8 protein-coding genes are annotated in these 12471 nt (G+C 40.9%); 4 read left to right on the plus strand and 4 right to left on the minus strand.

Going from position 1 to position 12471, the window contains the following annotated elements:
- Nucleotides 1–63: 63 nt before the first annotated feature.
- Nucleotides 64–1530 carry a dGTPase gene (gene dgt / locus AAEY55_RS11520; protein ID WP_041454886.1) on the minus strand — a complete coding sequence of 489 codons (1467 nt, stop codon included), beginning with the start codon at nucleotides 1528–1530 and terminating at the stop codon, nucleotides 64–66.
- A gap of 334 nt (nucleotides 1531–1864) precedes the next feature.
- Here dgt and AAEY55_RS11525 point away from each other — a divergent pair, with 334 nt between their 5' ends.
- Complete coding sequence (locus AAEY55_RS11525) at nucleotides 1865–3085, plus strand: ectonucleotide pyrophosphatase/phosphodiesterase (RefSeq protein ID WP_350551358.1); 1221 nt, start codon at nucleotides 1865–1867, stop codon at nucleotides 3083–3085.
- A gap of 184 nt (nucleotides 3086–3269) precedes the next feature.
- Nucleotides 3270–4427: a benzoate/H(+) symporter BenE family transporter gene (locus AAEY55_RS11530; protein ID WP_086998222.1), complete on the plus strand. Its 1158-nt coding sequence runs from the start codon at nucleotides 3270–3272 to the stop codon at nucleotides 4425–4427.
- A 225-nt stretch (nucleotides 4428–4652) separates the two neighbouring features.
- Here AAEY55_RS11530 and hemH read toward each other — a convergent pair whose 3' ends face one another.
- Nucleotides 4653–5672, minus strand: coding sequence for a ferrochelatase (hemH, locus tag AAEY55_RS11535; RefSeq protein ID WP_011329752.1), 1020 nt, complete (start codon nucleotides 5670–5672; stop codon nucleotides 4653–4655).
- 494 nt (nucleotides 5673–6166) lie between these two features.
- Between hemH and AAEY55_RS11540 the strand changes: the two genes are divergently transcribed.
- A complete protein-coding gene (locus AAEY55_RS11540; protein WP_350551362.1) occupies nucleotides 6167–8710 on the plus strand; it encodes a TonB-dependent receptor domain-containing protein in 2544 nt (847 codons plus the stop codon).
- Between the two features lie 416 nt (nucleotides 8711–9126).
- Nucleotides 9127–9327, plus strand: a complete 201-nt coding sequence (arfA, locus tag AAEY55_RS11545) for a ribosome alternative rescue factor ArfA (RefSeq protein ID WP_058374703.1) — start codon at nucleotides 9127–9129, stop codon at nucleotides 9325–9327.
- Nucleotides 9328–9497: 170 nt separating this feature from the next.
- Here arfA and AAEY55_RS11550 read toward each other — a convergent pair whose 3' ends face one another.
- Nucleotides 9498–10997: a DUF2235 domain-containing protein gene (locus tag AAEY55_RS11550; RefSeq protein ID WP_192531768.1), complete on the minus strand. Its 1500-nt coding sequence runs from the start codon at nucleotides 10995–10997 to the stop codon at nucleotides 9498–9500.
- Between the two features lie 161 nt (nucleotides 10998–11158).
- Nucleotides 11159–12463, minus strand: coding sequence for an NAD(P)/FAD-dependent oxidoreductase (locus tag AAEY55_RS11555; protein WP_350551366.1), 1305 nt, complete (start codon nucleotides 12461–12463; stop codon nucleotides 11159–11161).
- Nucleotides 12464–12471 lie beyond the last annotated feature (8 nt).

Raw genomic sequence — 12471 nt, forward strand, 5'->3', positions numbered from 1 at the left:
CAGTAGCGCTTAAGCATCAATAGTTTGATTTTAAGCGCTAATTTAAAATATATCTACTGTGGGCTACTCAATTACCATTAGGCTGCGATATTCGTCGTAGGCAAATTGATCGGTCATGCCGCTTATATAATCTTGAATTAACCGACAGCGGTAATAAAACTCATAGGCGGTAAAGTGATCAGGCTCTTCTTGCATTGCATCTATGGCGTGCTGATAGCTGTTTAAGTGCTTTTTAGAAAGCTTTTTAACCAGTCGCGATTCTATTAATAAGCGTGAATCGCCATTGAGCGCTCGTTTAAAATCGTCACTGCTTAATAATAGCAGTGGTTTGTAACAATCGAGCAGGCCGTTAATAATGCGGTAGCCTTGTAGTTCGAGTTTTTCTACTTCTTTGTTTGAAAATACATATTCAAGCGCCACTTGTTTAAGGGTTATGGTGAGTGCGTGTAAATAGCTGCGATCCTCAAGTAGTGCTTGGTTAAAATCGCCATGATAAATGGGTTCTATGTGTTTAATAAAGCGTTTAGCCGCATGATTAACTAACGGATGCAGCAGCGCTACGCGTAAGTATATAAAAAATTCACTATTAAAATTATAAGGTTGTGCGTTGGCACGCTCAAGTGCGTAGTCTACGGCTTTATTTACAAAGTCTTGATGCTGGCTGTCGTCTATAGTGAGGTTTATAAGTACTTTTGTATAATGACTTTTAAGCTTTTGGCATAATAGCTCGGTGCTTATTATGTCTTTTTCTACGGCGTCTTCTATATCGGCTAGGCAATAGGAAATATCATCGGCGGCTTCCATAATATAACTTGCAGGGTGACGGCAATACGGCTGAATTTCAAGCGCAGTTTGCAGTGCCTCTACAAAGTTTTTTTCGCTGTAGTAGTAACCGACCTTTTTCATTAAATAGTTTTTGTTTTGTGGTATCTCTTTTTTGTCGAGCCCGGCAGGGCGGGTATATTTTAAAATACCGGCACTTTGGCTGTAGGTTAAATTAAGTAATTGTAATGAGTGAATAATACGTATGCCTTGGGCATTGCCTTCAAAGCTGCAAATGTCGTGTGCTAGGCTTTTAAAAACAACCCCAATACCAGAGTTAGGCTGTTTACAGCGCTCGGGGGTTACACTTGCTAAATTATTATTAAACCAATGGTTTATGGCGGCTTCACCAAAGTGACCAAACGGCGGATTGCCTATATCGTGCATTAGGCAGGCCATTTCAACTAGGCTTTCTAACGGCCGCTCTAGCTCGGTGAGTCCGTAGTCTTGCAGCTGCTGATAACTTAGTGATGCAAAAATACGTTGTACTATAAAGCGCCCTACTTGTTGTACTTCTAACGAGTGAGTAAGGCGAGAACGTACCGCGGCGTTGCGCTCTAGTGGAAACACTTGGGTTTTTTGTTGTAGGCGACGAATAGCGGCGCTGTTTATAATTCGGCCCCGATCGCTCTCTAGTGCCATTTGTAAGTTAGCGGTAGTGCGATACATACGTGCGGGGGTTATTTTTTTACTAAAATCGATCATCATCTTGTCCTTTTTTAAGCTGATGACAGGCATAGTTTTAGCGCATCGTCATATGTTTTTCATTAATTTGCTTTAATCTATCAGTTTGTATCTTAAATTAATATATTGCTTTAAGATCGAATTACAAAGCAGGTTTTTAGATGTCAGGTAAAGGTTAGCCAAGTGCGGTGATTGTAAGTAGGCGGGAGTTTACTTCGCGCTGTTACTTTGTAGGCGCACAGCTTGCTGGCGCGAAAAGCGTAGCTTTTAATTTTTAGCGCTTTGGTAGAGATGAGCCAAACGTGCTCATTTGCACACATATTTTATAAATAAACGTTATGTTAAACAGGGTATTAAAATGAAACAGTGGATTGTAAAGGCAATATCGGTTTGCCTTTTATTAGGGATGAGTAATGCGTTTGCCGCAAAAGAGCAAACGGTAGTACTTATATCAATTGATGGTATGCGCTGGGATTATATAGAAAAACATGGTGCGCCTAATTTAAAAGCAATGGGTGATCGCGGTGTAAGAGCACAAAAGTTGATTCCGGTTTATCCTACCAAAACGTTTCCTAACCATCTTTCAATTATTACCGGCTTACTCCCTGTTAATCATGGCATTGTTGACAATAGATTTTGTGATAAAGCCCGTAATAATGAATGCTATAGCATGGGCAAAGGCTTTACCGATAGTACTTGGGTTAGCGGTACGCCGTTGTGGAACTTGGCTAAAATGCAGGGACTTAAATCGGCAGTTTATTTTTGGCCTGAGTCGGATGCGCGTTTTAACGGCATGACCCCTGACTACTATTTTCATTACTCGCAGCATAGTGACTATCAAGACCGGGTTGATCAAATAGTGCAGTGGTTAAGTTTACCTAAAGCGCAGCGCCCACGTTTTGTTGCAGGTTATTTTTCATTGGTAGATAGCATGGGGCATAAATATGGGCCCGATGCGATGCAAACGCGCGATGCAGTTAAACAACTCGATGAGTTAATGGGGCAATTACAAGCGCGTTTAAGCAAATTAGATCAAGAAGTAAACTTAGTGATAGTGTCGGATCATGGTATGGCGCAGCTTGATCCAGCTAAAAGTATATTAGTTAGTAGTTTACCTAAAGATGACAACTTTTTAGTAAAAAATACCGGCCCGCGGTTACTTATTTATACAAAACCTGAGGCGGTTAATGCCGATATTGAGGACTATAAAGCGCGTTTACAACAAGCAGCTAAAGGGCGTTATACGGTATTAACGGCTGAGCAGTTAGCGGGCTATCATTATAATAAAGGCACCCGTGTAGGCGATATTGTAGTGCAAACAACGGCACCAGCAATATTTGCTAGTTCAGAAAAAGCAGGCCCTATAGGCACCCACGGTTATGCTTATACCGATGATATGGCAGCAACCTTTTTAGCTGTTGGCCCTGCGTTTAAAAAGGGTATGAGTATTGAGCAAGTTAATAACTTAGATATTTATCCGGTATTGGCAAAAATAATGGGGCTAAAGCTACTTAGTAAAACCGACGGCGACGGTAAAAGCTTAATGCCCGCTGTGCAGCGAAAAATGATAGTGCATTAATCTGTAGTCTAAAAAATAACAGCTTAGGCTGTAAACTACATAATACCTAAGCGGCTAATTAGCCGCTTTTTTATGCCTGTAAACTGACATGACTATTTTTCACTCAAATTAGACCTCTTGCTAATTGCAAAGTATTTAACTGCCACGTATGTTAAAAATATAACAATAATAAATAGAGAAACTTATGGCAGGGATTGATCAGTTAGTTAGCCGTGTAATGGCAGGGTTGGTGGCCGTTATTATTGGCTTTACCAGCTCAGTAGCACTGATTTACCAGGTGGTTATTGTGCTTGGTGGCACGCCTGAGTTAGTAGCCAGCTGGATTTTAATGCTGGGCTTAGTAATGGGCAGCACCTCTATTATTTTATCGTATTATTATAAAGTGCCTATATTAATTGCGTGGTCGACTACAGGGGCTGCACTGCTAATTTCTACCGCCGATGGCTATAACCTAAATGAGGCCGTAGGGGCATTTATGCTCTGTGCACTATTGGTATTTTTATCGGGAATGACGGGCTGGTTTGAAAAAGTTATGAACCGTATTCCCAGTGAGCTTGCCTGTGCCATGCTTGCGGGCGTATTAGTTACTTTTGGCATTGACGTATTTAACTTTATGAACGAATTACCGTTAATGATTGGCTTAATGGTATTAGTTTACTGCATAGGTAAACGTTACTTTGCACGTTTTACTATGTTAAGTGTACTAATAACCGGCGTATTACTGGCGTGGAATATGGGCCATATTGATACCAGCAACTTGCAATGGCAAGCTAGTAGTTTTGCTTATATAGCCCCAAGTTTTAACTTTCAGGCATTTATTAGTATTAGTATTCCTTTATATATAGTAACCATGACCTCACAAAATTTACCCGGTATTGCAGTACTAAAAGCCCATAATTATAAAGCGCCAATTTCGGCGTCACTTAATGTAACGGGTTTTATTAATTTAGTAACAGCGCCATTTGGCACCTATTCAATTAATTTAGCTGCCATAACAGCCGCCATTTGTATGAGTGAAGATGCAGATAAAAATCCCGATAAACGTTATTGGGCGAGCATAGCCGGTGGCGTTTTTTATATTATTATGGCGCTGTGCGCAGCAACATTAGTAGCCGTAGTGGCCAGCTTACCGCAAGCATTAATTTTAGCTTTAGCGGGCATTGCATTATTTGGCACTATTGCTTCAAGCCTGCAGCAAGCACTGCATAGCTCACAATATAGCGAAGCCGCCATAATTACATTTTTAGTCACTGCGTCAGATTTAACCCTGTGGTCGGTAGGCTCTGCCTGCTGGGGAATTATAGCAGGCGTATTAACGTTATTTATTATCCGTAAGGGTTAAAAGTAGGTTGTAGGGAAGCGATTAGGCGCTAGGTTTTAGGCGTATAAAAATTAAAAAGCTCACCACTGGGTGCTACTCCTTTGTGGTGAATTTTCACTTTTACCCGTGCACAAGGCACTAAGCAGACAAAAGGTTTTTTACTAAAGGTGCGATTAAGCTACAGCAAACCGATCTTAGTCAGTTAATACCTAAAGCCTGATACCTAAACCTGCTCTTTTACTGCCTTTAAAGCATTGGTTTTAATATATCAAACATAGCGTCTATGTGATCGTCTCGCTCGTTTAGTGCAGCAATGTAACGGTATTTTTCACCGCCGGCATGTTCAAAAATTTCACGGTTTTCGCCCTCTAACTCCTCGAGGGTTTCTAAGCAGTCAGCACTAAACGCGGGGCTAATTATGGCAATATCTTTAATGCCTTGTGCAGGAAAGCTTTCAAGGGTAGCGTCGGTATAAGGCTTTAACCATTCTGCTTTACCAAAGCGGCTTTGAAAGGTACTTATTACTTGGTCTTTATCAAGGCCAAGCTTTTCGATTACTAAACGTGTGGTTTGTAGGCATAAACAGTGATACGGATCGCCTCGTTCTAAAAATAGTTTAGGCATACCATGGTACGAAAAAACGAGTTTTTGTGGCATACCATTGGCTGCTAAATCTTCGCTAATACTATTAGCTAACGACTCTATGTAACGCGTATTTTTGTGATAGCCGTTTATAAAATGCAGCTCAGGAACCCAGCGCCATTTACGCAGCACGTTTGATACCGCGTCAAAGGTTGAGCCCGTAGTTGGGCTTGAGTATTGTGGGTATAACGGTAATACAATTATGCGCGTAAGGCCTTTATCGCGAAGTTGTTCCAACCCAGCTTCAATTGAAGGATTGCCGTAACGCATAGCCATAACCACTTCGGTATTGGTATAGCCATGCTCTTTTAATAGCGCATTTAATTTTAGGCTTTGCTGGCGAGTAATATGGGTAAGTGGTGAGCCGTTTTCGGTCCATATACTTTCATAAAGCTTGGCAGAGCGTTTTGGGCGAATACGTAAAATAATACCATGGAGAATAATCATCCATACAAAACGTGGTATTTCTACAATACGTGGATCTGATAAAAACTCACGTAAATAAGTACGCAAAGCACTTGCTGTTGGCGCATCAGGGCTGCCTAAGTTGGTGAGTAATATGCCTGTTTTTTGATTGAAACGCCCATCATGGGGATTATCGGTAACGGCAGAAAATCGCGACACGTTATGCTCCTTCAAGCAAAATATTCAGAAATAACTATTAAGGCATAGTGTAACGAAAAAAAGCACTGTTTAGATCAATCATTTAGTTGTTTTAATTATAATTTTAAAAAATCAGCACGATTAGATACTTTGAGGTTATTACTTTTTATATAAAAACTAAAAAACCTGCCACTTTAGTGCACTGTAAACACCAGGTTACAGACTGTAAAGCTAAGTAACCATGGTTTGGCTGTAAAATGAGCAGTCAGTGAGTTGAAGGCCAGTGTAAATAATACGTTAACTTTTTAATATTTAAAATAAAATGCCGAATTGCTGGTATTTTAACCTATTAAAGGTGTTAATTTTCTATTTTAGAAGTTATTTGCATACATAGACTAATTATTTATGCGTTTTAGTATCTTTTTATTTATATATGTTGCTAGGATGTTGGCAGCAAGGTTTGTATGTAACAGCCTTTCATAAATTATAAGAACACACAAAACAGGGTCGTCACTATGTCAACATATCGTTTAAACACACTCGCTGTTGCCGTTGCTTTTGCTTTTAGTGCACCAAGCATTGTTAACGCACAAGAAGCACCGGTTAAAGCTGTAAAAAATATTGAGCAAATATCAGTATTAGGATCACGCGTATCTAATCGTACTTCTACTGAATCCTCATCTCCTATTGATTTAATTGACGCGGACGATCTAAATAAAGGTGGCTTTACCGAACTTGGGCAAAGCTTACAAGCAACCGCACCTTCATTTAACTTTTCGCGTACGCAAGTATCTGACGGCTCTGATTTATTTAGACCTGCCACTTTACGTGGTTTACAGCCAGATCAAACACTAGTATTAATAAATGGTAAGCGCCGTCATAATCAAGCCATTTTTGGTTTAACAAGTACGGTTGGTGGTGGTTCAGCAGGCACCGATATGAATGCGATTCCGTTAGTTGCTTTAAAAGGTGTTGAAGTACTGCGTGATGGTGCTGCAGCACAGTATGGCTCTGATGCTATTGCAGGGGTTATTAACTTATCGCTTAACAATTCAACTGGCGTTACTACAGGTTATGTACAATATAGCGAAACCGGCGAAGGCGATGGCGAAACAGTATCGGTTGGCTTAAACCGCGGTTTTGATTTAGGCAGCGAAGGTGGATTTATTAACCTATCACTTGAGCACCGTGATGCACAAAGCACTAACCGTGCAGAGCGCGATATTGGCGGCTCACTTGATGTAGCACCTGGTACGCTTTCTAAAGATGTACGCTGGAGCCAAGGTAATGCAGAGAGCGAATTTACCTCACTATTTTATAATATGGCACTGCCAGTTGGTGGCGATAATGAACTTTACTCATTTGGTGGCTATTCTGAACGTACCGCTTTAGGTAATGGTTTTTACCGAAACTTTAATGAAGCTGGCAAAAACGTAACTCAAGTATACGCAGATGGTTTTTTACCGCAGATTTTTAACGAAGCACAAGATATTTCACTTGCGCTTGGACTTAAAGGCGAAATTAATACCGACTGGGGATACGATGTATCGGCGGTGTATGGTGAAAACCAATACGACTTTACTTCACGTAACAGCATTAATGCCTCGTATGCGGCAGAGTATGTTGCTAATAACCCAAATGCGAGTGACGCTGATATAGCGGCTAATGCGGGCCCAAGTGGTGGGTATTCAGGTGGTTTCCGTTTTGATCAAACTACAGTTAATGCCGACATTAATGGCATTATAGATATTGGTCGTAGTGAGCCTCTTTATTTGTCGTTTGGCGCAGAGTACCGTAAAGAAAATTACGAAATAGTCCCAGGGGAAGAAGCTTCTTATGCGTGTGGTTTAGCTAATATGGATACCTCGTATCCGTCAGTTAACGATGCTAATCAATTTGCAGAGTGTGGTTTTCAAGCTTATAACGGTTTGCGCCCTGAAGCGTCAAATTCACAAAGCCGCGACAGTTATGCATTTTATGTAGATGCTGAAACCATGATCACCGATGCATGGAACGTAAGTGGTGCACTGCGCTACGAAGACTTCTCGGATGCAGGCGATGATTTAATTGGTAAATTAGCAACGCGTTATGAGTTTAATGATGACTTTGCCGTGCGCGCTGCTGCATCTACAGGCTTTAGAGCACCGTCGTTACAACAAAGTGGCTATACAGCGTTTACCACTAACTTAGGCTCAGACGGCACGTTAAGCCAATCGTTTACAGCAACCACAGGTTCGGCATTTCCTTCTGCTTTAGGGGTTAATAGTTTAGAGCTAGAAACATCTAAAAACTTAAGCGCAGGCTTTGTTTATGATGTAACCAGCGAGCTTTCGTTAACGGTTGATTTTTACCACGTAGAAATTAAAGACCGTATAACGCTAGGTAGTTTATTATCAGCAGATGATGTGGCATTTAGTGCAGAGGCAGTTGCTGCATTACAAGCAACCGGTGCAGTGCAAGCAAACTATTTCTCAAATTCTTTAGATTCAACTACGCAAGGTGTTGATATTATTGCATCTTACCGTACTGAATTGGACGGTGGTAACTTAGGTATTACTTTTGCGGGTAACCTAAACGAAACTAAAATTGATAATGTAAATGCAGCACCCGGTATTCCAAAAAATGTCGCGCTTGATGATATACAAAGCAGCTTTTTAACGGACGGCCAACCAGGTGAGCGTGGTACGTTAACCTTTGATTATGAGCGCGATGCTTATAGTTCAATGATACGCTTTAACTACTTTGGCGAAACCGATGTTAAATACTTTGCTAACGACCATATTTCGTTACCTGGGTTTTTATCACCTACGGGTTCGTTTAAGCCTACCAGCACGGTTGAGTCAGCAGTATTGGTTGATTTAAACGTGACTTACCAAATTAACGATACGTTTGCTGTATCGGTTGGTGCTGATAACGTATTTGACGAAACGCCAGATGAATTAGGTGATGATGAAGTACTTAACTTTATCTCTAATGGCGGATTTAAATACCCATTACGTGCCGTACCTTATGGTTTTGATGGCCGTACCTACTATGCAAAATTAAGCTTTAGCTTTTAATATTTAGCTAAACAGTAACAAGCGCAGTTATTTACTGCGCTTTTTTTTGCCTTAATTTTATACTAATGAGGGCAGTGAAATAGGGGGAAAGGGGGGGGGGGACATATTTTTTAAATAGCGCTTTAAATCACTTGCAAGCTTGTAAATTAAGCATACAATCGCCATATATAAGTAACCTGAACTTTGGATAATAAATATATCTCAAGCAGCTACTTTCAGCGCTAACTGCGTTGAATTTACTTGCAATAGGCCAGCTATTGACGCGTAAATTCGCCTTGTTTTCACTGAAAATCTCTGGCTAGAGAAAATAAATTTAAATATAACTATGATTTAGTACGTTAGTAAATCTCTTAACCAGAGTTCAGGTTAAGTAACATACAATCTATTTTATAATTAGTTGGTTTATAGGAAAAATGATGACTAAAAAATCGAAAACAAAAACGGCCACTAACAGCGCCGTAGATACTGGCCGCGGTGTTATAAGGCACAATGCGTTGGCTGCACTGGTTACCTCTAAAGTGTTTAAACCACAAGTGGTTAAAGCTAAAAAAGGTAAAGGCTCTTTTAAGCGCAGCAACAAGCATTCAGGACAAGAGTCCTATTTAATCGCCGCTTAAATAGCTGTGATCAAATAGGGCTTTTGCTAATGCTTTTAGTTATTTGGTACTAGCTTAACTTATTACTTTCGCCTCGCACCTGTTGCTAACAGTGCAATGTAAACTTCCACCTTCAGCTAGCCACCGCGCTTGGCTAGTCTCTACCTGAAACTTAATGCCTGAGCGCTATTTTATTCTAGCCTCGTTACTTTGATTTTAATTTTACCGGCGTTAGCGCCATAAAATCGGCTTAAGTCGTTGGCAAATGGGGTAAATTCACCTGATTGCACCATTTTAACATCTGCGCCGTCGGCTATTGCAAATAAGTTCTTGTCACTTTTATTAATAGCGCCAATTAACGAAAACCACTGTGCATTTGGTAGTCGTCTAAATGGCTCGAGCAATGCCATAGAGATTTCTTTTACGCCAAGTTGCACGTCATCGCGGTGCCAGCCAAGCGCAGTACATTTTATACCGTCGTCGAACCAATACTGATCAGGGTAAGGGGTAAAGCGATACGTTGCGCCTTGCTCTAGCATTAAACCAGTGGCGTTGTAGGCTTCGCTGGCAAATACCACCACATCTTGGCTTTGCTTTACTGCCAGTACGCTCATATTTTGGTTAGCAAGCATAATATGTGCACTTAACCCGGTAAAACTAAGTTGGGTATTATCGTTATAGATTATTTTATAAGGCAGGTTTTTAAGTGACTCTGGGCGGTAACTGGTGAGTTTGTTAATGCGTTCGGCCACGCTGTGGTGCACTAATGGCTCAAGGGGACTTGGTTCGTTATCTATCAGTACATAGCATTCTCTATCTACTAGTTTAAAAAATGGGTTAAACCAAAAATAATTTTGCTGATGGCTTAATGCCAACGGGTCGGGTGTAATTGTTATATCGTCTTGCGCGATTACTTTATTGTTAGGAAGTAAGGCTGCATAGTCAATATCGTGACTGGTTAAAAAGGTGATATTTAACGGCTGCGAGATTAACCACTCTATTGCATAGCGCAAGCAAATATCGGCTAAACCATCGCGATAGTAACCGCCACCAATATCAGAATGCGCACCAGCAAACCACAATTCGGTAATGTTGCTTTGTTGGTTCATTAGTGTGGGTTCAAACGCGCGACGCTTTTCATCCAGGGCTACAAAATGTAAGGCTTGAGTAACATTACTTGCTATGGTGTGGTTTTCAAAAATTACATGCTCTGCGCCACGGGTCGCTTTGGTTATTTTTGATAAACCAATAGAGGCAATAGTGTCAAATACACACAGGTATACTTGCTCACTTATTAATGGTTCTAATAATTTTGCTAAGCGCCTAGCGAGTGCAGCGCCTCGGCTAAAACCAGTTAATAAGACAATGTCGCCTAGCTTATAATGGCTTTTAAAATCACTTAGGGCTTGTTTTAAAATGCTAGCTACATCGTCGTTACGTGGTGCGAGTGTTTGATTTAAAAAACGTTTTAAGCGGCTGCCTTTAGTACCAATACCTTGATAATAAAAACTAAGTTGATTGGTTAATTTAGTATTAGGAGAGTTATTAAGTTGTCCGCCAGCGAGTAAGTGTAGTTTAAGAATATTAGAAATACTGCTGTCTTCTTTAAAATGATCAGCACTAAACTGCTCGGCGTCTCTAGGCTCAGCACCGGTGCCATCAAAGTTAAAAATGAGTGTTTTAGCCGTCATTGCATATTACCTCCTAAGCTTTTTTACTTTATACCCAAAGCAAGCCTTTGAAATGCTGAACTTTGCATTTTGAGATGGTTTGGATATATAACGTAAAAGTGTTAAATATTAATGACAGCGGTAATAAATTCACCGCTGTGGTGTTTAAACTCTGCAAAACTTTAATGTAACTTCATTTTAGGGCGTACCACGCGCAGTATTTTTTCGCTGATCCACAAGGCAAAGGTTTTTGCACTGCCGTGAATGGCGCGTTGATGCATGCGATAGAGCGAAATATACATAAAGCGGGCAATTTTACCTTCAATAAAAAAGCTATTACTGGTGAGATTACCCATTAAATTACCAACTGTACTGTAGCGAGACAGATTAACTAAAGAGCCGTGATCGCTGTACTTAAAGCCACTCAATGGTTGCTGTTTTAATGTGGCTATAAGATTTTTTTCAACACATTGCGCCATTTGATGCGCCGATTGCGCCCGCGGTGGCACTTGTTTGCCGTCGGCTTGGGTAAAGGCGCAGCAATCGCCCAATACAAAAATGCTGTCATCAACCGTGCTTTGTAAAAATTGGTTTACTTGAATTTGATTGCTGCGAGTGAGCTCAAAAATACCTAGGTCTTTAATAAAATCAGGAGCTTTTACTCCTGCAGCCCAAAGCATAATATCGGCATTAATGTGCTCATTGTCTTTGGTAATGAAGCCGTGCTCGGTGGCCTCTTTTACTTGCGTTTGTTCGCGTACATTAACCCCTAATTTTAGCAGCTCGCGCTTGGCACTAACGGCAATGCGCTCGGGCAGTGCGGGTAAAATACGTGGCCCGGCTTCAATTAAATGAATATGTAAACGTTTGGACGACATATTAGTTAAGCCGTATAGCTTTAATAACTCAGAAACATGATACAACTCAGCCGAGAGTTCTACACCGGTTGCGCCGCCGCCCACAATGGCAATGTTTAAAGATTGTTGTTGATTGTCGTCTTGGTGCAGGCGGGTAAAGCTGTCGAGTAACGAGTGCTGAAAGCGCTCTGCTTGCTGATTAGAATCTAAAAAATAGCAATGCTCTTTTATACCAGGGGTATTAAAGTCGTTACTTACGCTGCCTATGGCAATAACAAGATGGTCGTAGCGCACGTTGCGCTCGGGTAAAATAGTGTGGCCTAATTCGTCATAAAGTGGTGCGAGGGTAATAGTTTTATTGCTTTGGTCAATATTACAAAATGTACCAAGCTGAAAGCGATAATGATGTTTAGCAGCATGAGCGCTGTACACTACGCCATCTAAATCTGGGTCAATAGAACCGGTCGCTACTTCGTGCAGTAACGGCTTCCATATGTGGGTGCGGTTTTTATCTATGAGTAGTATGTCTGCGTGTTTTTTCTTTCCTAGTTTATGTCCTAGTTGGGTTGCAAGCTCTAATCCGCCAGCCCCACCGCCAATAACGACGACTTTAGGTGTGGTAATATTCATAACGCTGC

It is taken from the genome of Pseudoalteromonas sp. 120-MNA-CIBAN-0494 (assembly GCF_040308885.1).
GTDB classification, from domain to species: domain Bacteria; phylum Pseudomonadota; class Gammaproteobacteria; order Enterobacterales; family Alteromonadaceae; genus Pseudoalteromonas; species Pseudoalteromonas nigrifaciens.